Genomic DNA, 22607 nt, shown 5'->3' with positions numbered 1-22607 from the left:
GCGTACTTGTTGGTCAGCACGGTGCCCTGGGCCTCCAGGACCGCCTGCGGAGCGAAGTTCTCCGAGGCGATCATCTCCAGGGTGTCACGCTGGCGACGCAGCTCGTGGGCGACGGCCTCGGCGATCTCGGGGTCGAGATCGTCCAGGGCGCGGTCGAGGGCCTGGACGCCGGGTGCGGTGGAAGGCAACGAACATACCCCCTATTTGTTGCGCAATACGCAACGCATTCCGTGATTCACAACACGTGTGGATCACAGTGAGGGCTACCCGCAGGTCTGTCAATACCTGAAGGGATAGTTCGCGCGACTTAATCGTCGATTAATCTGAGACTGATATATTAGCGGTTCCGAGCGGGACCCGCCCGCGCCCGGCAGGGCCCCTCACCGACCCACGTAGGCCATCCGCTCCGACAGGTCACGTGCCCCTTGGCGCAGCTCCTCCACGACCTCGGGGATGCGCTTCTTCGAGAGCCGGTACGCGGGGCCGGACGCGCTGATCGCCGCGACCACCTCCTCGCCCGGCCCGAACACCGGCACTGCGATCGCGTGCAGACCCGGTTCCAGCTCCTCGAAGGAGGTGGCGTACGCGTCCTCGGCCACCCGTTTGAGCAGCTCGCCCAGCTCCTGCGCGTCCGTGATCGTGCGTGCCGTGTAGGACACGAGGTCTCCGGCGAGCAGCTCCTCCAGCTCACCCGGGGGCATGAAGGCCAACAGCACCTTGCCGCTGGCCGTCGCGTGCGACGGCGTGCGCTGGCCGATCCAGTTCTGCGCCGCCACCGCCGAGGTGCCCAGAGCCTGACTGACGTTGATCGCGTTCGCCGAGTCGAGCACGGCGACGTTCACCGTCTCGCCGAGACGCTCGGCCAGTTCCTCGCACACCGGATTGCCGATCTGGACGATGTCGAGCTGACCGGCGACGGCGCCGGCGAACCGCAGCATGCCGATGCCGATGCTGAACCTGCCGCGCTCCCCGTGCTGCTCCACGAGCCGTCTCGCCTGGAGTGTGTAGACCAGCCGCGACGCGGTGGACTTGTGCACCCCCAGCTCGGCGGCGATCTCCGTGACCCCCATCTCGCCGCGCGCGAGGAGCTCCAGGATGGTGATCGCCCGGTCCACCGACTGGACCGGCGCCGGCTCACGTTCTTCCGCAGTGTTGCTCATTGTGCAACCATAACCGATACACGCAACTCACCGAAAAATGACCCTGGACAGTCCTTGACGCCACGCCGATGGCCTACCCATCATTGTGTTGCGCATCGAACAAGTCGTTCCTTATAGCGCAACGGAGGTCACCATGATCCCTGCATGTGCCGTGGCGGACCTGCCCGAGGGTGAGGCGGTCCGCATTCCCGGTGAAGTCCCGATCGCGGTCTTCAACGCCGACGGCGAGTTCTACGCCGTCGACGACACGTGCAGCCACCAGGACGCCTCGCTCTCCGAGGGGTGGCTCGAAGGATGCTTCGTCGAGTGCCCGCTCCACGCCGCGAGCTTCGACCTGCGCACGGGCATGCCCACCGGCGCCCCGGCCAAGAAGCCGGTCCGGACGCACAAGGTCGTGGTCGAGGACGGCGTGGTCTACGTGGTCCCGCAGAACCAGGAGGCAGTCGCATGAGAACCGTCGCCGTCGTCGGGGCATCGCTGGCGGGACTGCGCGCGGTCGAGGAGCTCAGGGGGCAGGGATTCGACGGCCGGATCGTGGTCGTGGGAGAGGAGCCGCACCAGCCCTACGACCGTCCGCCGCTCTCGAAGGCCTACCTCGCGGGAACCTGCGCTCCGGAGAGCCTGAGCCTGGCCGACCGGTCCGACCTGGACGACCTGGCCGCGGAATGGCGTCTCGGAGTCCGCGCCGACTCCCTCGACCCCGCCACGCGGTCGGTACGGCTGTCCAGCGGGGAGGAGGTCGTCGCGGACGGGATCGTCGTCGCCACCGGCGGCCGGGCCCGCCAGCTGCCCGGTTCGGAGGGGCTGGCCGGAGTGCACACCGTCCGCACGGTCGAGGACGCGGCGGCCCTGCGCGCCGACCTGGACGACAGCTCGACCGGAGTGGTGGTGATCGGTGCGGGCTGGATCGGCTCCGAGGTCGCCTCGACCTGCCACGCGCTCGGGCGGCAGGTGACCGTGGTCGAGGCGAACCCGACACCGCTCGCGCGCGTCCTCGGCCCGGGCATGGGCGCGATCTGCGCCGCGCTGCACACCGATCACGGCGTGGCCCTGCGCACCGGCGTGGGCGTCGCGTCCCTGACGTCGACGGGCCTCGGCCCGTGGAAGCGCGTCAGCGGCGTGACGCTCGCCGACGGCACGCACCTGCCGGCGGACGTCGTCGTGGTCGGCATCGGCATGCTGCCCAACGCCGAGTGGCTCGCCGGATCCGGGATTCCGGTCGACGGCGGCGTGCTCTGCGACGCCGGATGCGTCACCCCGCTCCCGTCCGTCGTCGCGGTGGGCGACGTCGCCCGTTATCGCGGTCCCGGCGGACCGGTCCGGCACGAGCACTGGACCAACGCCTCCGAGCAACCCGCCACCGCCGTGCGCAACCTCCTGGCGGGCGCGACGATCGAGGAGTACCGGCCGACCGGCTACTTCTGGTCCGACCAGTACGGAACCCGGTTGCAGGTCGCCGGGCACCCCGCGGACGCCGACGAGGTCACCGTCGTCGACGGTTCGCCGAGCGATCGCCGGTTCGTCGCCGAATACCGCCGCCGGGGATCCGCCGTGGGCGTGCTCGCGATGAACAATCCCAAGCTCTTCGGTCGCCTCCGCCGACAACTGCGTGGGCGTGCGGCCCTGGCGTGACACGGCGGCCCCGACCGCGGAGCACGAACGGCGCCCGGCGGCGCCTCGCGGGATCCCCGCGAGGCGCCGTGTCCCCCGCCGCGCCCCCTTGACCCTCCCATCGGTGTGAACGTCGATGATGGTGGGAGAAGCACCGCTCACACCGAGGGAGCACCGATGTCCGACCCCGAAGCGCCGTTCGACCCGCGCGCCCTGCTCGCGGAGAGCCGACTGGGCGTCCTGGCCACGATCAGGTCCAACGGACGCCCGCAGCTGTCCCCCGTCATGCCCTTCTACGACCGGGACGCGGAGGTCCTGTACGTGTCGATGACCGAGGGCCGGGCCAAGACGGCGAACCTGCGCCGCGACCCGTGGGCGGCGCTGGAGGCCACCGCCCCCGACGGGAGGGCATGGGCCACCGCCGAGGGCCCGGTGGTCCTGACCGGCCCGGGCGCCGACCCCCGCGGACCCGAGGTCGAGGCGCTGGTGGACTACTACCGCCGCGCCGCCGGGGAACACCCGGACTGGGACGAGTACCGGTCGGTGATGGTCTCCGACCGCCGGGTGCTGATGACCATGGCGGTCGAGCACGTGTACGGAGACAGCATCCGCTGAGCCCGCCCGGGACCGGGGCGGCCCCGGGTGACCCGTGCTGGCGCACGTGCGCCAGGATCTCCCCCATGCCCTTCACCCTCAGCCACGCCGCGGCCGTCCTGCCGCTGGCCCGCACCCGGCTGCCCACGGCCGCGCTCGTCGTCGGCGCGCTCGTGCCCGACCTGCCGTACTACCTGCCGCTGCCGCTGGCGTCGGCGCACACCCACCACCCGTGGGGCGTGGGCACGGACGTGCTCATGGGCGCGGTGGTCCTGGCGCTGTACCGCTACGTCCTGCGGGCGCCGGCGCGCGCGCTCACCCCCTGGGGCGGCGCCGGGACCGGCGGTCGGCCGGGACCGCCCCTGGGCAGGGCGGCGCTGACCGCGGCGGCGCTGGCGGTCGGGGCGCTCACGCACATGGCGTGGGACTCCTTCACCCAGCTCGGCGGGGCGGCGGTCCGGGCGTGGCCGGTGCTGAGCACGCCGGTCGTCGGCCCGCACCTGCTGTTCAACGTGCTGATGTACGCGAGTTCGGCGGGCGGCCTGGCGGCGGTGGCCTGGTGGGCGGCGCGCCGCGCCCGGGCCGGGGAACGGGGCGACGCGGGGCTGGGCCCGCGGGTGCGCGGCGCCGTGCTCGCCGGGATCGCTCTGTGCGCCGGTGCGGGCGCGGTCGTCGGGGTGCTGGCCTCCGCGCCCGCTCCGAGCCTGTACGACGCGGTGCGCGACGCGCTGATCGGCCTGGTCACCGGCGGCTGTGCCGGGCTCGGCGGCTACACGGCGGCGTGGTGGGGGTGGCGCGGCGCCCGTGCCGGGTCCGGGGCCCGCGGGCGGGGACCGTCGGGCTCGGCGCCCGGCCCGCCCGTCACCCGTCCCGGCGTGCGGTGACCGCGTCGAAGTCCCGCACGAAGCGCGTCAGGAGCCGGGCGAGCGCGGCGCGGTCGTCGGCGGGCCAGTCGGCCGTGGCCTCGGCGACGGCCCGGCGGCGGAAGTCACGGATCCGCGCCAGGACACCTCTCCCCTGAGGGGTGGGCGCGAGCAGGGAGCGGCGCCCGTCGTGCTGGTCGGCCACGCGGCGCACCAGTCCGGCCGCGACGGCCTGGGCGGCGAGGCGGCTGGAGCGGGGTTGGTCGACGCCCAGGACCGCCGCGGCCTCGGTGACCGTGAGCGCCGTCTCCTCGTCCGCGGCGGACGCGACGGCGTCGAGGAGTTCGAAGACGCCGTCGGGGAGTCCGGTCGCGGTGTGTTCGCCGCGCCGTTCCGCCAGCCGTGCCAGCGCACGGCGGCGACGGGATCGGTGCAGGGCGTTGACGGCTGCCTCGATCTCCGCGCCGTCGACGTCGGGGTTGCCGTCCACGGCACCTCCATGCATAGTAGAAAACAACTACATGTCATTCTACATGCATATCTGCGCGGAGGCGGCGATGGACGTGCCCAGACCCATCGGATACTGGCTCAAGCACCTGCACGACCTGCTGGAGAGGCGGTTCGAGTCCACCCTCGACGACCTCGGCCTCGGCCGTCGGCACTGGCAGGTGCTCACCACCCTCAGCCGGGGCCCGTCCTCACGTGACGACCTGGAACGGGACCTGGCCCCGTTCCGGGCACGGGGCGCCGCGGACCTCGACGCCGTGCTCGCGGAGCTGGCCGATCGGGGGCGGATCCGGCGGGACGGGGACGGCCTCGCCCTCACCGACGAGGGCCGTGCCGTCCACACGGCCGCCGCGGCACGCGTCGAGGACACCCGCGCCGCGCTGCTGACGGGTGTGACCCCGGAGCAGTACGCCGAGACCGTGCGGATCCTGTCGGTCATGGCCGCCAACGCCGAGGCCGGCCTCCTCGCCCGGTCGCACCCCGAACGCGAACCGCGCCCGGGGCCCGCCCGATAGGGGCGGGAACGGGGGCACGGACATCGTCGGCCCTTGCGCCGTGGACGGGATTGCTCCACGATCGTCACCAGCCCGCTCCCGGCGCCGCCGGGGTGGGCGCCACCGACGACCCGCGACGGCGATGGAGTCCCACGTGCCGAACCCCCTGAACGACCGGGAGTCCGCGGCCGGGCTGGCGCGGCTCCAGTCCCTGGCGGAGGACGTCCTGGCGAACCTGGCCGAGCTCGAACGCGACCTCCCCGGGTTCGTGGACGGGTTGGGCGAGCGTCTGGCGGCCGAGCGCACCGGCCCCGCCCGGATGTACGCGCTGCGGGCCAACGCCCTCCTCCCGTCCGCCCTGTACGCCGAGGGTCTGGCGAGGTTGTCCCGGAACGACCACGCCGGAGCGGAGATCCTCCTGACCGCGGCGGCCCGCCGCCAGGACGAGGCGACCTCGCGGCTGCGGGCCTGGTCCGAGGCGGTCCCCTCGCTCCGGAACGAGGCGGAGGCGAGCGAGCGGCGCGGGTGGACGATGCGGTGGGAGACCAGCAAGGCCCTGCGCGGCCTCGGCCGGTGGCACGAGGCCCATGAGGTGCTGTCCGCCGTCCTGGAGCACGTCAGGCTGGACGGCCGCTTCGGCGAGGTCGGCAGGGACCTGGAGCTCGTGGAGGCCAGGATTCGCCAGGCGGACCTGGCGGCGGGCGGGCGCGGCGTGCGGGCCGCCCTCCAGGGGATGCGGCCCTCCTCCCGGAAGGCGGGCCGCCCTGGGCTCACCCCGGAGGGGTACGTGACCGCCACGGGGGAGGCGCCCCGGAGCCGCTCGCCCCTTCTGAGCACCCGCCCGCGGCCCGAACGCGAGCTGCGCCCGAGACGGGCGCGGTAGGGAGCGCCCGCCGGAGCCCGCCCCTCCTCCCGCCGCGGGCTCGGTGATCCCTGGAACCCCTGCGGTGACGGGCTTCCGGCCCCCTCCCACTCCGAGATCACGTCTTCGCAGGTCAGTGGCTTGCCCTGGTGAACACATGCGCTAGAATTCGTACATAAGTTCGATTTCGGTACTTCTTCCCCACCGACCACACCAGTGCCATGACCCGGGGAGGGAGTCCATGCCGCACGACCTCGGGCACGTGGACTTCGCGCACCTCAACGCCGTCTCCTCGGCCTCCATGCGCCACGGCGCCGTCGCACCGCACCACCTGGTCGAACGCGCCGCCGAACTCGACATGGACCTGCTCGCCCTCACCGACCGCGACGGCGTCTACGGCGCGGTCAAGCACGTGCGCGCCTGCCAGCGGGCCGGGCTGCGCCCCGTCCTGGGCTGCAACCTCGCCATCGCCTCCCCCGGCGGCGGGCGCGTCACCCTCCTGGCCCGCGGCGCACGCGGCTGGGCCTCCCTGTGCCGCCTGGTCACCCGGGCGCACACCGCCAAGCCCGCCGCCCCCGGCGCCGTCCCCGCCCTGTCCCCCGGCCTGCTCGCCGAGCACGCGGAGGGGATCGTCGTCCTGGTCGGCCCCGACTCCGACGTGGGCGCCGCCCTGGCCGACGACCGCCCCGGACGGGCCCGGCGCCTCCTGGAGCGGTGGCGGGCCAGCGCGACCACGGCCGTGGAGATCGTGGACCACTACCTCCCCGGTCAGCGGCGCACCGCCCGGGCCCTGCTCGACCTGGCCGCGGACACCCGGACCCTGGCGGTCCTCACCAACGCCGTGCGCTACCCGCGCGAGACCGACGCCGAGATCGCCCACGTCCTGGACCAGAGCGTCCAGTGGAAACCCGGCGGCGCCCGCCCCGGGCCCGCCACCAACCAGGCCCACCTCAAGAGCGGCGCCCACATGCTGGAGGTCGCCGAACGCGTCTGCGGCGACACCGCCCAGGCCCGCCGCCTCATCGCCCACACCCTGGCCCTGGCCTCCTCCTGTGCCCTGGACCCCGACGCCGACCTGGGGATGGACCGCGTCCACCTGCCCGACGTCCCCGAACCCCGCGAGCGGCTCTGGCGCGACTGCGACGACGGCCTGCACCGGCTCGGCCTGCACCGCGACCCCGGCGCCCGGCACCGCCTCGCCCAGGAACTGGAGGTCATCGAGTCCAAGGGCCTGTCCGCCTACTTCCTCACCGTCGCCGACGCCGCCGGGCGCATCCGCGACAAGGGCATCCGCTGTTCCATCCGCGGATCGGGCACCGGCAGCCTGGTCAACCACCTCCTGGGCGTGTCCGCCGTCAACCCGCTCGACCACGGGCTGGTCATGGAGCGCTTCCTGTCGCACAGCCGCACCGGGCTGCCCGACATCGACCTGGACGTGGAGTCGGCCCGCCGCCTGGAGGCCTACGACGCGGTGTTCGCCGCCTACCCCGACACCGCGTGCGTGTCCATGGCCGAGACCTACCGCGCCCGCAGCGCCATCCGCGACGTCGGCGCCGCCCTGGGCCTGCCCCCGCACGAGGTCGACACCCTGGCCAAGTCCTTCCCCCACGTGCGGGCCCGACAGATCCGCGCCGCCACCGAGGACCTGCCCGAACTCCACCACCTGCGCCGCGGGGAGGGCGGCGCCCCGGCCCACGCCCTGTTCCGGCTCGCCGAGCGGCTCGACGGGCTGCCCCGGCACATCGCGATGCACCCGTGCGGACTGGTGGTCTCAGGACCCTCCCTGCGCGACCGCGCCCCCCTCGAACCCAGCCGCGCCGGGTACCCGATGGTCCAGTTCGACAAGGAGGACGTGGAGGAGATGGGGATGATCAAACTCGACGTCCTCGGCGTGCGCATGCAGTCGGCCATGGCCCACACCCGCGACGAGGTGGAGCGCACCACGGGCGAGCGCCTCGATCTGGACGCCCTGCCCCAGGACGAGGCCACCTACCGGATGATCAGCGCCTCCCGGACGCTGGGCTGCTTCCAGATCGAGTCGCCCGGCCAGCGCGAACTGCTCAGCCGTCTGCGGCCGTCCGCCATGGGCGACCTCATCGCCGACATCTCGCTCTTCCGCCCCGGCCCCGTCAACAGCGACATGATCACCCCCTTCCTGTCCGCCCGCGACGGGCTGACCCCGCCGCAGCACCCCTCCCCCGTGCTGGCCGAGGTGCTCGCCGAGACCGGCGGCGTGGTCGTCTTCCACGAGCAGGTGATCGGCGTGCTGCACGCCATGACCGGCTGCGGGCTCGACCAGGCCGAGACCATGCGCCGCCAACTCAGCACCGAGGAGGGCCGCGCGAGGGTACGGGCGACGTTCACCGCGATGGCCGTCGAGTGCGGGCACGGCCGGGACACGGTGGAGAGGGTGTGGGACGTGCTGTCCTCCTTCGGGTCCTTCGGGTTCTGCAAGGCCCACGCCGCCGCCTTCGCCCTGCCCACCTACCAGTCGGCGTGGCTCAAACGGCACCACCCGGCCGCCTTCTACGCCGGGGTCCTCACCCACGAGCCCGGCATGTACCCGCGCCGCGCCATCGTCGAGGACGCCCGCCACTTCGGCGTGCCCGTGCTGGGCCCCGACGTCAACCGCTCCGACGCCCGTTGGCGGGTGGAGCCGGTGGACGGCCCGGCCGGTCCGGTCTGGGGGGTGCGCGCGTCCCTGGCCGACGTGCGCGCCATGACCGGGGCCGAGGTCGAACGCGTGCTGGCCGAGCGCCCCTTCCACTCGCTCGCCGACACCGCCGACCGCGCCCGCCTGTCGCGCGGGGTCCTGGAGAACCTGGTGCGGGTGGGGGCCTTCGACGCGCTGTACCGGATCGGCGACGACCCCGCCGCTCCCCGCCGACGCGACCTGTTGTTGCAGGTGAGCGCGTTGGAGCGGGCGGGGCGGACGGCCGCCGATCCCGGTCAGGTGCCCCTACCGATCCGGGACGGCGAGCGGCACCCGGGCGCGCGGACCCTGCCCGGGATGACCGACGACGAGGTGGTCCGCGCCGAGCTGGAGGTCCTGGGCTACGAGATCGGCCGCCACCTGCTCGACTCCCACACCGGGCTCCTGTCCGCCCTGGCCGCGGGGCACGGCCTGGTGCGCACCCGTGACCTGCACCGGGTGCCGAACGGCCGGGAGGTGCTGGTGGCGGGGGTCAAGGTGGCCACGCAGACCCCGGCGGTGCGGTCGGGGCAGCGGATCATCTTCAGCACCCTGGACGACGCCACCGGGCTGGCGGACCTGACCTTCTTCGAGTCGGTGCAGGGCCGGTGCGCGGCCACGGTGTTCGGTTCGTGGCTGCTGGTCGTGCGCGGACGGGTGCGCCGGGCGGGGTCGGGGATGGCCACGCTCACCGCCACGGACGCCTGGGATCTGAACGACCTGTCCCGGGTATGGGAGGAGGAGGGCGCACCGGGGTTGGACCGCGCGCTGCGGTCCACGGCTCCCTCCGCGCGCCTGGCGAGGGTGGGCGGCCACCGCATCCGCTACGCCAGCGGGTTCCGGGTGTCGGCCTACGCCGACCTGCGCTCGCCCGGCACCGCGCCGCGCGGACTGTGGCACGCCAGCCCCGGGAGCTCCGGCGGCTAGGGCCCGCTCAGGAGGCGGGCGAAGGCCGCGTCGACCGCTCCGGGCAAACGCGCGGGATCGTCGGCGGCCTCGGCGCGGCCGGTGTGGAAGCACGCGAGCGCGAGCTCGGAGGCGAGCACGGCGGTGCCCGGGTCGACTCCCTGGTCGCGCAGCATCCGGTCCATCGCCTCGGCGTAGAGGCGGTACTTGGTGAGGCTGCGGGCGACCAGTTCGGGGTGCGCGGCGACGAGGCGCTCGTGGCGCAGGTAGACGTCGTGCTCCTCGACCAGTCGGGAGACCAGGGCTGCCACGACCCAGCGCAGGTGGACCAGCGCGGCCTCCAGGGAGTCCCCGACGGGCTCCTCGGCGGGCGCGACGAGTTCGCTCAGGACGGCGGGGTCGGGCTGCTGTCGCGCGCTGAAGATCACCTCCTGTTTGTCACCGAAGTACCGGAAAAACGTCGCCCGGCCGACCTCGGCCCGTTCGGCGATGTCGTTGACGGTGACCCGGTCGAAGCCGCGCTCGGCGAACAGCGCGTGGGCGGCTTCGATGATCGCTTCACGGGTGCGCCGTTGCTTGCGCTCGCGAAGTGACTCTGGGCGTGGGAGCGGTCGTTCCATGTCACCATCCTAGAACTGGAGACCCCGACCCAGGAGATATCGAGTATCACATGGGGACTCGTCGCGCGTCGCGCAGGCACCCCCTCTCCCGTCCATCGCACCACTCCCCGTCGGCGAGCGGGAGCGGGTGTCGGCCCCCTGCCCGGCCGTTGGGGACACCCGGTGGTGGATGACCCGGTCGCCCGCGTACCCGCCGCGTCCGCGATCCGGGACGCGGGCTCCCTTACGCCCAAGAATACGCCGGTCGGCCCGGCCGCGACCCGCTAGTGGTCGTCCCAGTGTCCGTCGTGGAGTGCGTGCCGGTGCCCGTCGTGGACGTAGTCGACGTGGTCCTGGTGCGGGACCGCCACGTGGCCGCAGCCCTCACCGTGTTCGTGCACGTGTCCGCTGTGGGCGGTGTGCTCCGCGCCCGGCTCGCACTCGTCCACGTGGTCGCCGTGCTGACGGTGCAGATGCCCGTCGTGGGCGTAGTCGACGTGGTCCTGGTGCGGGACCGCCACGTGGCCGCAGCCCTCACCGTGACGGTGGGTGTGGCCTTCGTGGACCAGGTGCTCTGTCGCCATGTTCTGTCCCCTCAGAACGCGGGCGAAGCGAGAACGAGGGCGCTCCGCCCTCCTTTTCTCCAGCGTAACAGCGGGCTCCGGAAAGCGCGGAGAACAACATTCGCCGCACATCCCGGCAAGAATGGTTGCCCGTCGCATTCATTTCCGTCACCGCTCGCAGGCGGGACAGACCCCGAAGAGTTCGAAGGAGTAGTCGACCGACCCGAACCCGCTCGCGCGCCCGACGCGTTCGACGACCGGTGTGAGCTCCCGGGGTTCGGGGATCTCCTCCACCCGGCCGCAGACCCGGCAGACCAGGTGGTGGTGGCGGATATCGCTGCCGCACAGGCGGTAGAGGCGTTCGCCGTCCGGCGACTGGACGGTGTCGAGGACGCGTTCGCCCGCCAGGCGGCGCAGTGTGCGGTAGACCGTGGACAGGCTCGGCGGTCGCGCGGCCCCGGCCAGCGCCGCGGCGACGAGCACGTGCACCTCCTGCGCGCTGCGGAAGCGGGGATCGCGCCCGAGCGCGCGCAGGACCGCGGCGTCGTACCTGGCCAAGGAATCCTCCGGACATCGCGCGCCGAGGCGGGCCCGTTCCGCGCCCGGGGGACGTCTGCGCGGAGCGGGACCCACATGAGAATGATAATCATATCTATACGACGCGGCGCTCCGCATCCCGGTCCTCCCGCCGCGTCCGCCGGTTCCGCGTCGGTCTCCGTCCCCACCCGCCAGGGGGCGTGAACGCGGGACGCCCGCCCGGGGGAGCAGGCCGGGCGGGCGTCCACAGGGGGCGGGGGTCCTCGGGGCTATCCGACGAGCTCCTCGGCCTCGTCGCTGCGCCGGTCCTCGCCGCGCAGGTGGGCGAGGAAGCGGGCCAGCTCCTTCTTGACGATCGGGGCCAGCAGGTACAGGCCGATGATGTTGAACAGCGCCGCCGCGAACACCAGGGCGTCGGCCATGTTCAGGACCGAGCCCAGGGTGAGGACGGAGCCGACCACCAGGGCCCCGCAGTAGACGGTGAGGTAGGCGCGCTCACTGCGCCGGCCGGCGCCGAACAGGTGCGTCCAGCCCTTGAGACCGTAGTAGCACCAGGTGATGACGGTGCTCAGCGCGAACAGGACGACCGCGACCGTCAGGATGTAGGGGAACCACGGCATGACGGTGGCGAAGGCGTCGGAGGTCAGGCTCACGCCTCCGGGCAGCTCCGCGCCGCCGGCCGCCGCCTCGCGGGCCGCCAGCCACGACTGCGGGGAGGCGATGACGATGGTCACCGCGGTCATGGTGCAGATGAGGACGGTGTCGATGAACGGGGCCAGCATGGCGACCAGGCCCGCGCTGGCGGGGTAGTCGGTCTTGACCGTGGCCAGAGCGATCGGGGAGGACCCGATCCCCGCCTCGTTGGAGAAGGCCGCGCGCTGGAAGCCGACGATCATCGCGCCGAGGGCACCGCCCGCGACACCGGTCGGGGAGAAGGCGCCGTCGACGATCTGCGCGATCGCGTCGGGCAGCAGGGAGACGTTGACGCCGATGACGACGAGGCAGCCCGCCACGTAGATGAGCGCCATGGCCGGCACGAGCTTGCTGGTGACCTTGGTGATGCTGGCGATGCCGCCGATGACCACCACGCCGACGAGCACCGCGAGGACCACGCCGAAGGCGAAGGAGCCGAGGCCGCCGCCGAGCGGACCGCTCTCGCCGCCGGTGACCGTGCGCAGCTGTTCGAGGGTCTGGTTGGCCTGGAACATGTTGCCGCCCGCGATGGCGAAGATCAGCACGAACAAGGCGGTCAGGCCTGCCAGGGCCTTGCCGAGCGGGGCCATCCCGAGCTCGGCGAGCCCCTTGGCGAGGTACTTCATCGGACCGCCGCTGACGCGGCCCTGGGCGTCGATCTCGCGGTACTTCACGCCCAGCGTGCACTCGGCGAACTTGACGGCCATCATCAGCAGACCCGCCAGGATCATCCAGAACGTGGCTCCGGGGCCGCCGATGGTGACCGCGATCGCCACACCGGCGATGTTGCCGAGGCCCACGGTGCCGGAGACGGCGGCGGTCAGCGCCTGGAAGTGGGTGACCTCGCCGGGCGCCCTGCCGCCGAGCCCGCGCCGGGCGATCCGCACCGCGGTGAGCGGCTGCCGGAACTGGAGGAATCCGAGGTAGAGGGTGAACACCACGCCCGCCCCGATGAGCCAGGCGACGATCCAGGGGAACTCGGTCCCGAAGACGGGGACCTTGGCGAACACCACGTCGCTGAGGAGGGTCGCGATCGGGTCGAAGACCGCGTCGACCGCGCCTTCGACGGTGTCGCCGATGCTCTGCTGGGGAGCGGCGTCAGCGCTGGTCATGGAGCGCACCTTTCGGCCGGGGAGGACGGTCGGAGCGACTCCGCGGACCCGGTGTGCGGGCCGCACGGGACCCTTCGGCCGCCTCGTGGGCGGTCGGCTCCGGTCCGTCGAACGGGCTTGGCGAAGTCCGGTGCCGGGGATGGCCGGGCGTTTAGCGCACCTACGGGCACGCTTTAGCCGAACTTCACTTTCGGGATCCTAAGCCCGAAAGAGTGGCAAGTGACACAAAAGCCGCGAAGCTTTACTTTCACCCCAAAAGACACACTGGGCGGACACGGTGTGTCATCACTGTTGACTTCGGAGTGGCCCGGAGCACGGCAGGCCCGGCGGGGCGGGGGCTCCCGCACGCCGCCGGACCCCGCCCGCCACCGCGACCGGATCGCACCGGCACGACCTGGCGGTATACCGATTCGTTATCCCGCGTGCCCCCGCCTCAGGAGCCCTGGGCGGCGCGGACGAGGATGTCGTAGGTCTGGGTCGTGTGCTCCAGCCGGACGCCGAGCCCCCGGGCCCACGCGTCCAGCTCCGCCTGCACCGCCGAAGCGTCGCGGTCGTCGTCCGCGACCACCTCCAGTTCCAGGAAGGCCCCCAGGTCCGCCACCTCGTCGACGCAGACCAGCATCTCCCGCAGGACCCCGATCCGCCGGTACTTGACGATGCGCAGGCTCGGCACGTACCCCATGCGCAGCACGGCGGCGTGCATCTGTCCCCGGTCGGCGACGGCCGTCTCGTGCTCGGTGTGCTCCATCGGGTCGGCCGTCGGCGTCTTGGTGGTGAAGACGTGCAGGCCGTCCTGGGTCCGCAGGCGGCAGAACGTCCGCCCGATCCGGGGCGCGCCCGGCTCCCAGTCCGCGGGGGCGTAGGCCTGGTCGTCCTGGAGGACCGCCTCCCCCATGGCGACCCCGGCCCGTTCCAGCGCGACCAGCAGCGCGTCGGGATCCGCCACGCGGTACCTGACCTCGATCTCCCGCATCGCGAGCCCCCTCGCGCCGCCTACCATCCCGAGCCCTCGACGAGAGCGCGCAGGGCCGGGCGGGCGGCGTCGAGCACGGTCGGGAACCACACCGAGAACGGCCGGTCGCCCATCATCCGCTCCAGTTCGGCGGGGTCGACGAAGGCCGTCTCGGCGATCTCGTCCGGGTCCGGACGCGGTTCGCCGGCGACCAGCCCGACGAACAGGTGGTTGTACTCCTGCTCGACCAGCTCCGAGTCCGGGTCCCGGTGGTTGTAGCGCACGGTCCCGGCCTCGCGCATCAGGGCGGGCGCCGCACCCAGCTCCTCGCCGACCCTGCGGGCCGCGGCCGCGAACGGCGGCTCCCCCGGGTACGGGTGGCCGCAGCACGTGTTCGACCACACTCCGGGCGAGTGGTACTTGCCCAGGGCGCGGCGCTGGAGCAGCATGCGGCCGCGGTCGTCGAGGAGGAAGACCGAGAAGGCCCGGTGCAGCCGCCCCGGCGCCCGGTGGGCGGACAGCTTCTCGGCGGTGCCGATGGTGACCCCGTCCTCGTCGACCAGTTCGAGCATGATCGGCTGGTCGGCGCCGCCGTCGGGCGCGGAGAAGGCGGTGGGGCCGGTGGTGGCGGGGCTCGTCGTCATAGCGGTCTCTCGTGTTCGGCGGCGGGGCTGGGACGGGGGGCCGGGTGGCGCGGGCGCCCTCGACTCGGGTCGGAGGGCGCCCGCGCCGCCGCCGGGTCAGACCCGGTCGGCCGCGATGAGCAGGTAGTGGAAGCTGCCCTCCTTGTAGGCGGTCAGGAACGGGTCCTCGACCCCGGTCGCCACCGAGGACTGCGCCCGCAGCTCCCAGTACGGGATCGTCTGGTCGGTGAGGTCGACGACGTTGATCGGGACCAGGTTGTTGGCCGCCATCGCCCGGAAGTACGCGCTCCGCGGGTGGATGTTGCACGTGTAATGCTCGTCGATCCGGCTGACCGCCTTGGAACGGCCACCGGTGACGTCGTTGTAGCAGCCGGTGATCGTGACGTAGCGGCCGCCGTACTCCAGGAGCCGGGCGTGCTCGCGGAACAGCTCGAAGAGGTCGACGTACATGGTGGACTCGTTGTTCCAGCTGGCCCTCAGGGAGCCCGACGCGAAGCCGGTGTCCAGCATGTTCCGGAAGTGGAACGCCACCTTGTCGGCGACGCCGCGCTCCTCGGCCTGGGCGTTGGCGAAGTCCACCTGCTTCCGGGAGATGCTCACGCCGTCGACGTGGCAGCCGAAGCGCTGGTTGGCCATGAAGCTCGTTCCGCCCCGGCCCGAACCGGTGTCCATGATCCGGTCGTCGGGTCCGACGTCGCCCAGGTGGTCGAGGAGCACGTCGGCCTGGGCGGTCTCCAGGCGGTGCAGCTCCTCGATGATGCGCGCGTCGCGGGTCTCCTCCGGGCCCTCCAGGACGGACGGGTCGTAGTCCCCGACCCCGTAGTGGTGGTGGAAGAACCCGTCGACTTCGCCGAGGCGGATGTTGACGGGGTCCTGCTCGGCGTTCCAGTACTCCGCGACGGACTTCTGGTAGTCGGTGCGCAGGACGTGCTCGGAGGAGGGCATGGTCGACGTCATGTAGGAGACTCTCCTTGTCGTGATGTCAGGGTGCGGCCCGGTTCGTGCCGGGCCGGGAATCGGGGCGCGTGCCCCGGGAACCCCCGGGGGTTCAGTCCTCGCCCGTGCCGTGGTAGCGGGCGCTCGACGCGTGCCATTCGCGGCTGCCGCCCAGCCAGGCCCACGTGCTGGCGAAGAACCGGCGCAGTTCCGGTGATCCGGCGGCGGCCAGGGCGGACGCCTCGGCCTCGAAGGTGTGCATGAGCTCGTCGTGGATCTCGACGGTCCGTTCGACGGCCTCGCTCAGGGAGCAGCCGTCCTCGGAGGCGATGAGGCGGGGCAGGCTGAAGTCGCCCGGATCCTCCTTGCCCATCGAGTACAGGTCGTTGACGATCACCGTGGCCGTGCCCGCCAGGGTGAACGCCCTGCGGACCCGGGGGTCGGCGAACTCCCCGTAGGGCAGCTCGTAGCCGGCGATCGCGTCGACCAGCACCATGCACGGGATGAAGCTGTTCTCGTGCCGGTGCATGAGGAACTCCCAGACCGGCGGCCGCTGCCCGAGGTTCTGCCACACGCCTTCCTGGTTGTAGGCGACGAACATGATCCCCAGTTCGTGGCGCAGGCGCCGCACCTGCGACGTCGTCGCCATGGTGGCCAGGTTGTTCAGCGCCGACCGCAGCGCGACGGCCACCGGGTCGGCCCGTACGACCCTCTCCAACTGCGGCGCGTACTTCATGGGCAGGTTGGCCTGGTCGATGACGGAGTGCAGGATGGCCAGGCGCTGACCGAGCAGCTCCGGGCGCGCCTCCTCCACCTCGCCGTCGACGCAGTGGTCGTCCACGGCCCATTCGGACAGGCCGCACCTGGCCGCCGCGAGCAGGCGGTCGGGGTCGTCGGTCTCGGGATGGGCGAGCATCATCAACCGCCCGAACTCGGCCCTCCTGACCTTGTCGAGCTGGCCGGGGTAGATGCCCACCTCCTCGGCCCACTCGACCAGGCGGTCGTCGACCTCCTTGCCCAGCGCCGGGTCGTCCCGCAGCGCCGGAGGGCAGTACAGCACCAGGTCCTGGCGGCCCTTCCGGGGGAGCGGCTCGGCGGCGGGCGGCTCCGCGCGCTCCCTGACCCGTCCGGCGCGGCCCGGCAGGGTCGGCCCGGGTGGCGCGGCCGGGATCCCCGGCATCGACCGGCCGGGGGCGCCGTCCCCGCGCGGGGAGCGAACCCCCGCGGGGACGGCACGCGGTGCCGGTGCGACGCGCTCGGGGAGCAGGGCCGTGGCCGCCGCGCGGCCGAGCCCCGTGGGTCCGGTGGGCAGCCGGGTCGCGGCCGCCCCCTCCTGGGCCCCCTGCTCGGCCGGGGCGGTCGCAGGGGCGAGCAGATCCGGTCTGGCGGGCCGTTTCGGGTCACGGAGCAGGACGTCCACCAGCTCGACCGCCGCGTGCGTGGCGGTCGAGGCGGACATCCGGGACAGCAGTGACACCGTCTCAGTCCTCCTTCCCTGTCAGCGGCGGTCGGTCAGTCACGCGGACGGACCTCGACGTTCTCCAGGACGCCGAGGGCGTCCGGCACCAGGACCGCGGCGGAGAAGTAGGTGCTGACGAGGTAGGAGATGATGCCCTTGTCGGAGATCCCCATGAACCGCGCGTTGAGGCCGGGCTCGACCTCGTCGGGCAGGCCGGTCTGGTTGAGGCCGATGACGCCCTCGTTGTCCTCGCCGACACGGACGGCGATGATCGAGGAGGTCTGGCCCGAGGAGATCGGGATCTTGCCGCAGGGCAGCAGCGGCACGCCGCGCCAGGCGGGCAGGTGGTGGCCGTTGACGTCCACGGTGCCGATGGGCAGGCCGCGCTTGTTGCACTCCTTGCCGAAGGCGGCGATGGCCTTGGGGTGCGCGAACATGAACTGCGTGTTGCGCCGCATGGTGATGAGGTCGTCGAGGTCGTCCGGGGTGGGCGGACCCTCCTGGGTCTGGATCCGCTGCTTGAAGTCGGCGTTGTGGAGCAGACCGAACTCGCGGTTGTTGATCAGCTCGTGTTCCTGCCGCTCGCGCAGGGCCTGGATGGTCAGCCGCAGCTGCTGCTCCGTCTGGTTCATCGGCTTGTTGTAGAGGTCCGCGACGCGGCTGTGCACCCTGAGCACCGTCTGGGCGACGCTCAGCTCGTACTCACGCGGCTTGAGCTCGTAGTCGGCGAAGGTGGTGGGCAGGTCGGGCTCGCCGACGTGGCCGGAGGCGAGCGCGATCTCCGCCTCTCCGTGGCTGTTCTGCCGCTGCTGGGGCAGGCTCTGGACGCGGTGGATCTGGGCCTGGAGGCTGGGCGAGTCGTCCACCAGGGCGATGAACTGGTCCCGCGGAATCTCCAGCAGCGTGCCCGAGGTCGCGGCCTTGACCGTGAACTCCCAGTTGGGCTGGTGGTCGAGCAGGTAGCGCTCGCCGAACTTGTCGCCGTCGGCCAGGACGCCCAGGCGGGTGGTCTCGCCGTAGGGGCCCTCGGTGGTCTTGTGCACCCGGCCGTGCGCGATCAGATAGAGGTGGTCGGCCGGGGAACCCTCCCGGGCGAGCACGTCGCCGGGCTCGAACTCGCGCTGGGTGAAGCGGTTCGCCAGGGCGTTCAGGACCTCCATGTCGTCGTAGCCGCGCAGGAGGGACAGCTCGCTGAGCTCCTGGGGGATGACCCGGACGTCGGAGCCGTTCTGGTTGAACTCGATCCTGCCGTCGCCGACGGTGTAGGTGAGCCGCCGGTTGACGCGGTACACGCCGCCGTCGGTCTGCACCCACGGAAGCATCTTCTGCACCCAGCGGGAACTGATCCCCTGCATCTGGGGCGCGGACTTGGTCGTGGTGGCCAGGTTCCGCGCCGCCGCGGTAGCCAGGCTCTGCTGCTCGTCGGTTCGCACCTCAGGAGCTGAGTCGATCGACATCCGCCCTGTGTCTCCTCGTCGTTGGTCGCGGGCCCGCCGACGGACGCGTTCGCGTCGCGGCGGGAGGTCCACGGGAGTTGCTCGGGTCGGTCCACGCACGCCGAACCCGCGTCTTTGCTGGTCAGACGCGCTCCGTAAACCGGTGGACACACTAAGAGACGAAACTGCGGGGGCACAAGTGATTCACGAGAATTGACGGCGAACTCAGGAACCGCGCTGTCCGTTTCCCCGTCCCAATCCCGCGGAATGGCGGAGGACCGACCACGTCCTCCGCCAGAACGCCCGCGCCCGACCGACCGGGCTGGGCCACCACGGCCTGCGGCTTCGCATTCTCGACACACGCAGGACACTCAGGGATCACCCAACGCAGGGGGACCGATTTGCGCCGAATATCACGACAAAGACCGTGCTTATGGAAGGGATACCACAGGGATTTTGGGCCGCTGCGGGAAACGAGCTTCCGGCCAAAACGCCCTGCGCATCCGAAGTCGGCAGGAACGACGCGAACACCGCCTCCGTTCCAGCTCGGGGCCCGGACCGGAGAAAACCGGGTGCGCCCGTCGCCCGCCGGAGCTACGGTCCGGGCATGGAACATGGCGACGGATACTTCGGCGAGGCGTGGCGGCCACCTACGACGAGGAGCCGGCGGAGATGTTCGCGCCCGCGGCGGTGGGTCCGGCGGTCGACGTCCTGGCGGAGTTCGCGGTCGGCGGGCGGGCACTGGAGTTCGGAATCGGGACGGGACGCCTCGCCCTGCCGCTGGCCGGGCGAGGCGTCCCGGTGCACGGGATCGACCTGTCGCGGGCGATGGTCGCCCGGATGCGCGCCAAACCCGGCGGCCGGGCGATCGGCGTGACGGTCGGCGACTTCGCCACGGCCCGGGTGGAGGGGACCTTCTCCCTCGCCTATCTGGTGTTCAACACGATCACCGACCTGACGACGCAGGACGCCCAGGTGGACTGCTTCCGCAACGCCTCCCGCCACCTCGCGCCCGGCGGGCGCTTCGTGGTCGAGGTGGGCGTGCCCGACCTGCGGCGTCTGCCCGAGGGGCAGGAGGCGGTGCCGACGCGCGTGAGCCCCACCCGCTGGGCCTTCGACCGGTACGACGCCGCCACCCAGTCGATGAGCTCGAACTGCGTCGAGGTGGTCGACGGGCGCGGCAGCTACTGGTCGATCCCCTTCCGCTACGTGCGGCCGGCCGAGCTCGACCTCATGGCCCGGCTCGCCGGAATGCGGCGCCTCGCCCGGTGGGACGGGTGGACGCGGGCCGCGTCAGGCCAGGGCCCGCAGGGACTCGGCCAGCGGCGTGGTCGGACGGCCGATCAGCCGGGCGAGCTCGCCGCCGGTCGCGGCCAGCTCGCCGTCGCGCGTGTTGCCGTCCAGGGCGACCACGAACCCCGCGGTGCCTTCGTCCAGCCCCGCGCCGGTGAGCACGGCCAGGTGCTCCTCGGGGGTGACGTTCCGCGCGGCCACCTCCCGGCCCAGGACCTCGGTGAGGGCGGCGGCGAACTCGTCGAGGTTCCAGGCGCTGTCACCGGACAGCTCGTAGACCGCGTCGGCGTGCTCGGCCGGGTTCCGCAGGACGACGGCCGCGGCGGCGGCGTAGTCGCGGCGGGCGGCGCTGGCGACACGGCCCTCCCCCACGCTCGCCACGACGGCGCCCGTCTCCCGGGCCTGGTGCACCTGCTGCTCGTAGTTCTCGTGGTACCAGCCGTTGCGCAGGATCGTGTACGTCAGGCCCGACGCGGTGAGGATCTCCTCGGTCGCCTTGTGCTCGGGGGCGAGCACCAGGCTCGTGGTGGTGGCCCTGGGCGCGCTGGTGTAGACGAGGTGGCCGACCCCGGCGGCGCGGGCGGCCTCGATGGCGTTGCGGTGCTGCTCCACGCGCTTGCCGACCTCGCTTCCGGAGACGAGCAGGACGGTCTGGGCGCCCTCGAAGGCCGCCTTGAGCGAGGCGGGGTCCTCGAAGTCGATGCGGGCGGTGGCCACACCGCGCTCCGCGAGCGCGGCCAGCCTTCCGGCGTCACGTCCGGCGGCGGTGATCCGGTCGGCGGGGTGGCCGGCGGCGAGGAGTTCCTCGACGACGAGGCGGCCCAGGTGTCCGGTGGCCCCGGTGACGACGACGCTCATGGTGTGGTCCTTCCACGGACGGACCGGGCGGTTCCCGGTCGCTGTCTGGTGGCAACCGGGCCCGTCATCGACACATTCCAAAAGTCTTGTACCCACTTTTTGGTAAGTTAGGAGCATGAGCGACGACGCACCACCGCGCATCCTCGGCACGTGGCCCCGCGGACGGGCCCTGGCCGCCGACTGCCCCTCCCGCCGCCTGCTCGGCGACGTCACCAGCAAGTGGGGCGTCCTGGTCCTGGTCTCCCTCCACCGGGGACCGCTGCGCTGGAGCGAACTGCTGCGCGGCATCGGCGGCATCAGCGAGAAGATGCTCGCCCAGACCCTGCGCACCCTGGAGCGCGACGGGATCGTCCTGCGCGAGGCCCGGCCGGTCGTGCCTCCGTACGTGGAGTACCGCCTCACCGACGAGGGGCGGGAGGTCACCGACCTGCTGTTGCCCCTGCTCGACTGGGCGGAGACCCACGTGCCGCTGGTGGTCGGCGGCCACGGGGCGCCCGAGGACGGGGGATAGGGCCCCCGACCCCCGCGTCGACGAGATGAGTTGGTTAGGCTAACCTAACGGCGTGCGGTCGGCGTCCGGCCGCGTCCCCCGTTCAGGAGAGAGGCCCCGTGCGCGTCGAACAGCCCAGCCATCGCGCGATGCTCCGGACCCGTGTCGTGCGCACGGAGCGGACCAGCAAGAACTTCGTCACCGTGACGCTCGGCGGTGACGACCTGGCCGACTTCCCCTACCTCGGCCGCGACCAGTTCGTCCGGATCTTCCTGCGGCGTGAGGGCCAGGACCAGCTGTACATGCCCTCCAGCGCCGACCGCCGGTGGGTCGTGCAGCTGTACGCGATGCCCAAGAGCAGACGCCCGCACGTGCGCAACTACACCGTGCGCCGGTACGACGCCGAGCGGTGCGAGCTGGACATGGAGTTCGTCGACCACGGCGACGCGGGCCCCGCCTCCGCCTGGGCAGGCGCCGCGCGCCCCGGCGACGAGATGGGCATCCTGGCCGAGGGCGTGTACTACCAGCCGAGCGCGGGCACCGACTGGCACCTGCTCGTCGGCGACGAGAGCGCCGTCCCCGCCCTGGCGGCGATCCTCGAACAGGCCCCCGGCGACCTGCGCGCCCAGGTCTACCTGGAGGTCCCCTCCGAGGACGACGTCCGCGAGCTGACCGCCCCGCCCGGCGTGTCCGTGCACTGGCTCCCCCGCACGGACCCCCACGCCGTCCCCGGCGCCCTCGCGCTGGAGACCGTCCTGGCCGCCGACCTGCCCGAGGGCCGCCCCTACTGCTTCGTCGCCGGGGAGAACGCGCTGCCCACCGGGCTGCGGCGGCACCTGGTCCGCGAGCTGGGAGTGCCCAAGGCCGACATCTCCTTCATCGGCTACTGGCGCCACGGCCGCGCCGCCTCGGACTGACCCGCCTCCGGGTCCTCCGCGCCGAATCCCGCGGTTTCCCCACGCCGCGCGGCGTCCTGGGCGACAATGGCCCGAGTCGAGGTGGATCGGGGGACCGGGGATGGAATCCTTCAACGGCGCCGTGGACCCGGAGCGGGCCGAGCACATCCAGGCGCGCGCCAGGGCGGCCTCCCTCCTGCCGGGGCTCGTCGCGGCCGAGGCCGAGCACGAGCTTCCCCTGGTGGAGTGGCGGCTGGGCCCGCGCGGATCGCTGCTCGGCACGGTTCCCGGCGGCGGCGCGGACGCGGCGCACGCGTGGGCCCATTTCTTCGGCGCCCCCGTGCACGACGTGCCGGACCTGGACACGGGAGCGCCCACCCCGGAGGTGGCGACCGGTCTGGACGACTACCGGGGGGTCACCGTGGTCGTGCGGTCGCGGCTGTGAGGCCG

22 protein-coding genes and 2 pseudogenes are annotated in these 22607 nt (G+C 72.6%); 11 read left to right on the top strand and 13 right to left on the bottom strand.

Features of this window, described 5'->3' with window-relative positions; genetic code table 11:
• Both ACIBFB_RS26055 and ACIBFB_RS26050 read right to left on the bottom strand, forming a co-directional pair.
• Nucleotides 1–188, bottom strand: a pseudogene (locus ACIBFB_RS26055) (serine hydroxymethyltransferase); the annotation flags it as partial.
• 192 nt (nt 189–380) lie between these two features.
• The gene (locus ACIBFB_RS26050; protein WP_397234584.1) at nt 381–1160 is read right to left on the bottom strand and encodes an IclR family transcriptional regulator; all 780 of its coding nucleotides are present in this window, start codon (nt 1158–1160) and stop codon (nt 381–383) included.
• A 133-nt stretch (nt 1161–1293) separates the two neighbouring features.
• Between ACIBFB_RS26050 and ACIBFB_RS26045 the strand changes: the two genes are divergently transcribed.
• From ACIBFB_RS26045 to ACIBFB_RS26030, 4 genes are all read left to right on the top strand, one after another.
• A complete protein-coding gene (locus ACIBFB_RS26045) occupies nt 1294–1611 on the top strand; it encodes a bifunctional 3-phenylpropionate/cinnamic acid dioxygenase ferredoxin subunit (protein ID WP_397234582.1) in 318 nt (105 codons plus the stop codon).
• Nucleotides 1608–2792 carry an NAD(P)/FAD-dependent oxidoreductase gene (locus ACIBFB_RS26040; protein WP_397234581.1) on the top strand — a complete coding sequence of 395 codons (1185 nt, stop codon included), beginning with the start codon at nt 1608–1610 and terminating at the stop codon, nt 2790–2792. Before ACIBFB_RS26045 ends, ACIBFB_RS26040 begins: the two co-directional genes overlap by 4 nt.
• Before the next feature lie 156 nt (nt 2793–2948).
• On the top strand, nt 2949–3386 hold the full coding sequence (locus tag ACIBFB_RS26035; protein ID WP_397234579.1) for a PPOX class F420-dependent oxidoreductase: 438 nt from the start codon (nt 2949–2951) through the stop codon (nt 3384–3386).
• A gap of 65 nt (nt 3387–3451) precedes the next feature.
• The gene (locus ACIBFB_RS26030; RefSeq protein ID WP_397234577.1) at nt 3452–4249 is read left to right on the top strand and encodes a DUF4184 family protein; all 798 of its coding nucleotides are present in this window, start codon (nt 3452–3454) and stop codon (nt 4247–4249) included.
• Here the strand turns inward: ACIBFB_RS26030 and ACIBFB_RS26025 are convergent.
• Complete coding sequence (locus tag ACIBFB_RS26025) at nt 4227–4718, bottom strand: MarR family winged helix-turn-helix transcriptional regulator (protein ID WP_397234575.1); 492 nt, start codon at nt 4716–4718, stop codon at nt 4227–4229. The genes ACIBFB_RS26030 and ACIBFB_RS26025 overlap by 23 nt on opposite strands.
• Nucleotides 4719–4749: 31 nt before the next feature.
• Here ACIBFB_RS26025 and ACIBFB_RS26020 point away from each other — a divergent pair, with 31 nt between their 5' ends.
• From ACIBFB_RS26020 to ACIBFB_RS26010, 3 genes are all read left to right on the top strand, one after another.
• Complete coding sequence (locus tag ACIBFB_RS26020; protein ID WP_397234573.1) at nt 4750–5250, top strand: MarR family winged helix-turn-helix transcriptional regulator; 501 nt, start codon at nt 4750–4752, stop codon at nt 5248–5250.
• A gap of 133 nt (nt 5251–5383) precedes the next feature.
• Nucleotides 5384–6112, top strand: coding sequence for a hypothetical protein (locus ACIBFB_RS26015; protein WP_397234571.1), 729 nt, complete (start codon nt 5384–5386; stop codon nt 6110–6112).
• A gap of 220 nt (nt 6113–6332) precedes the next feature.
• Nucleotides 6333–9710: a DNA polymerase III subunit alpha gene (locus ACIBFB_RS26010; RefSeq protein WP_397234569.1), complete on the top strand. Its 3378-nt coding sequence runs from the start codon at nt 6333–6335 to the stop codon at nt 9708–9710.
• Here ACIBFB_RS26010 and ACIBFB_RS26005 read toward each other — a convergent pair.
• The 9 genes from ACIBFB_RS26005 to ACIBFB_RS25965 all read right to left on the bottom strand — a co-directional run bounded on the left by ACIBFB_RS26005 (nt 9707) and on the right by ACIBFB_RS25965 (nt 18641).
• Nucleotides 9707–10309, bottom strand: a complete 603-nt coding sequence (locus ACIBFB_RS26005) for a TetR family transcriptional regulator (RefSeq protein ID WP_397234567.1) — start codon at nt 10307–10309, stop codon at nt 9707–9709. The two genes, ACIBFB_RS26010 and ACIBFB_RS26005, sit on opposite strands and share 4 nt — an antisense overlap.
• Nucleotides 10310–10572: 263 nt before the next feature.
• Nucleotides 10573–10872, bottom strand: a complete 300-nt coding sequence (locus ACIBFB_RS26000) for a hypothetical protein (RefSeq protein ID WP_397234565.1) — start codon at nt 10870–10872, stop codon at nt 10573–10575.
• 147 nt (nt 10873–11019) lie between these two features.
• The gene (locus ACIBFB_RS25995; RefSeq protein ID WP_397234563.1) at nt 11020–11409 is read right to left on the bottom strand and encodes a Fur family transcriptional regulator; all 390 of its coding nucleotides are present in this window, start codon (nt 11407–11409) and stop codon (nt 11020–11022) included.
• Between the two features lie 248 nt (nt 11410–11657).
• Nucleotides 11658–13193, bottom strand: a complete 1536-nt coding sequence (locus tag ACIBFB_RS25990; protein ID WP_397234561.1) for an alanine/glycine:cation symporter family protein — start codon at nt 13191–13193, stop codon at nt 11658–11660.
• A 433-nt stretch (nt 13194–13626) separates the two neighbouring features.
• Nucleotides 13627–14166 (bottom strand): class IV adenylate cyclase, encoded by a 540-nt coding sequence (locus tag ACIBFB_RS25985; RefSeq protein ID WP_397234559.1) that lies wholly within the window; start codon nt 14164–14166, stop codon nt 13627–13629.
• Between the two features lie 20 nt (nt 14167–14186).
• Nucleotides 14187–14789: an isopentenyl-diphosphate Delta-isomerase gene (gene idi, locus ACIBFB_RS25980; protein ID WP_397234557.1), complete on the bottom strand. Its 603-nt coding sequence runs from the start codon at nt 14787–14789 to the stop codon at nt 14187–14189.
• A gap of 96 nt (nt 14790–14885) precedes the next feature.
• The gene (locus ACIBFB_RS25975; RefSeq protein ID WP_397234555.1) at nt 14886–15746 is read right to left on the bottom strand and encodes a geranyl diphosphate 2-C-methyltransferase; all 861 of its coding nucleotides are present in this window, start codon (nt 15744–15746) and stop codon (nt 14886–14888) included.
• 91 nt (nt 15747–15837) lie between these two features.
• Entirely contained in the window at nt 15838–17202 is a 1365-nt protein-coding gene (locus ACIBFB_RS25970; RefSeq protein WP_397234553.1) for a family 2 encapsulin nanocompartment cargo protein terpene cyclase, read from the bottom strand.
• Between the two features lie 35 nt (nt 17203–17237).
• Nucleotides 17238–18641 carry a family 2B encapsulin nanocompartment shell protein gene (locus tag ACIBFB_RS25965; RefSeq protein ID WP_397234551.1) on the bottom strand — a complete coding sequence of 468 codons (1404 nt, stop codon included), beginning with the start codon at nt 18639–18641 and terminating at the stop codon, nt 17238–17240.
• 246 nt (nt 18642–18887) lie between these two features.
• Between ACIBFB_RS25965 and ACIBFB_RS25960 the strand changes: the two are divergent.
• Nucleotides 18888–19598 (top strand): annotated as a pseudogene (locus ACIBFB_RS25960) (methyltransferase domain-containing protein); the annotation flags it as partial.
• 315 nt (nt 19599–19913) lie between these two features.
• Here ACIBFB_RS25960 and ACIBFB_RS25955 read toward each other — a convergent pair.
• Nucleotides 19914–20771 carry an SDR family oxidoreductase gene (locus ACIBFB_RS25955; RefSeq protein ID WP_397234549.1) on the bottom strand — a complete coding sequence of 286 codons (858 nt, stop codon included), beginning with the start codon at nt 20769–20771 and terminating at the stop codon, nt 19914–19916.
• Nucleotides 20772–20886: 115 nt separating this feature from the next.
• On the opposite strand from ACIBFB_RS25955, the gene ACIBFB_RS25950 reads away from it, so the two are divergent.
• From ACIBFB_RS25950 to ACIBFB_RS25940, 3 genes are all read left to right on the top strand, one after another.
• Nucleotides 20887–21282 carry a winged helix-turn-helix transcriptional regulator gene (locus ACIBFB_RS25950; RefSeq protein WP_397234547.1) on the top strand — a complete coding sequence of 132 codons (396 nt, stop codon included), beginning with the start codon at nt 20887–20889 and terminating at the stop codon, nt 21280–21282.
• 98 nt (nt 21283–21380) lie between these two features.
• Nucleotides 21381–22178 (top strand): siderophore-interacting protein, encoded by a 798-nt coding sequence (locus ACIBFB_RS25945; RefSeq protein WP_397234545.1) that lies wholly within the window; start codon nt 21381–21383, stop codon nt 22176–22178.
• A 100-nt stretch (nt 22179–22278) separates the two neighbouring features.
• Nucleotides 22279–22602, top strand: coding sequence for a hypothetical protein (locus ACIBFB_RS25940; protein WP_397234543.1), 324 nt, complete (start codon nt 22279–22281; stop codon nt 22600–22602).
• Nucleotides 22603–22607: the final 5 nt, after the last annotated feature.

The sequence above is a fragment of the Nocardiopsis sp. NPDC050513 genome, from assembly GCF_044457925.1.
In the GTDB taxonomy this organism is placed as follows: domain Bacteria; phylum Actinomycetota; class Actinomycetes; order Streptosporangiales; family Streptosporangiaceae; genus Nocardiopsis.
This window is presented reverse-complemented; position numbering and strand designations above follow the sequence as displayed.

Bases quoted from the DNA above. Each gene is read 5' to 3' on its own strand.
- ACIBFB_RS25975 (WP_397234555.1), bottom strand. From the start codon at position 15,746: ATGACGTCGACCATGCCCTCCTCCGAGCACGTCCTGCGCACCGACTAC.
- ACIBFB_RS26035 (WP_397234579.1), top strand. From the start codon at position 2,949: ATGTCCGACCCCGAAGCGCCGTTCGACCCGCGCGCCCTGCTCGCGGAG.
- ACIBFB_RS25940 (WP_397234543.1), top strand. From the start codon at position 22,279: ATGGAATCCTTCAACGGCGCCGTGGACCCGGAGCGGGCCGAGCACATC.
- ACIBFB_RS26030 (WP_397234577.1), top strand. From the start codon at position 3,452: ATGCCCTTCACCCTCAGCCACGCCGCGGCCGTCCTGCCGCTGGCCCGC.
- idi (WP_397234557.1), bottom strand. From the start codon at position 14,789: ATGACGACGAGCCCCGCCACCACCGGCCCCACCGCCTTCTCCGCGCCC.
- ACIBFB_RS26005 (WP_397234567.1), bottom strand. From the start codon at position 10,309: ATGGAACGACCGCTCCCACGCCCAGAGTCACTTCGCGAGCGCAAGCAA.
- ACIBFB_RS26000 (WP_397234565.1), bottom strand. From the start codon at position 10,872: ATGGCGACAGAGCACCTGGTCCACGAAGGCCACACCCACCGTCACGGT.
- ACIBFB_RS25965 (WP_397234551.1), bottom strand. From the start codon at position 18,641: ATGTCGATCGACTCAGCTCCTGAGGTGCGAACCGACGAGCAGCAGAGC.
- ACIBFB_RS26050 (WP_397234584.1), bottom strand. From the start codon at position 1,160: ATGAGCAACACTGCGGAAGAACGTGAGCCGGCGCCGGTCCAGTCGGTG.
- ACIBFB_RS26020 (WP_397234573.1), top strand. From the start codon at position 4,750: ATGTCATTCTACATGCATATCTGCGCGGAGGCGGCGATGGACGTGCCC.
- ACIBFB_RS26010 (WP_397234569.1), top strand. From the start codon at position 6,333: ATGCCGCACGACCTCGGGCACGTGGACTTCGCGCACCTCAACGCCGTC.
- ACIBFB_RS26045 (WP_397234582.1), top strand. From the start codon at position 1,294: ATGATCCCTGCATGTGCCGTGGCGGACCTGCCCGAGGGTGAGGCGGTC.
- ACIBFB_RS26040 (WP_397234581.1), top strand. From the start codon at position 1,608: ATGAGAACCGTCGCCGTCGTCGGGGCATCGCTGGCGGGACTGCGCGCG.
- ACIBFB_RS25990 (WP_397234561.1), bottom strand. From the start codon at position 13,193: ATGACCAGCGCTGACGCCGCTCCCCAGCAGAGCATCGGCGACACCGTC.
- ACIBFB_RS25985 (WP_397234559.1), bottom strand. From the start codon at position 14,166: ATGCGGGAGATCGAGGTCAGGTACCGCGTGGCGGATCCCGACGCGCTG.
- ACIBFB_RS25955 (WP_397234549.1), bottom strand. From the start codon at position 20,771: ATGAGCGTCGTCGTCACCGGGGCCACCGGACACCTGGGCCGCCTCGTC.
- ACIBFB_RS25950 (WP_397234547.1), top strand. From the start codon at position 20,887: ATGAGCGACGACGCACCACCGCGCATCCTCGGCACGTGGCCCCGCGGA.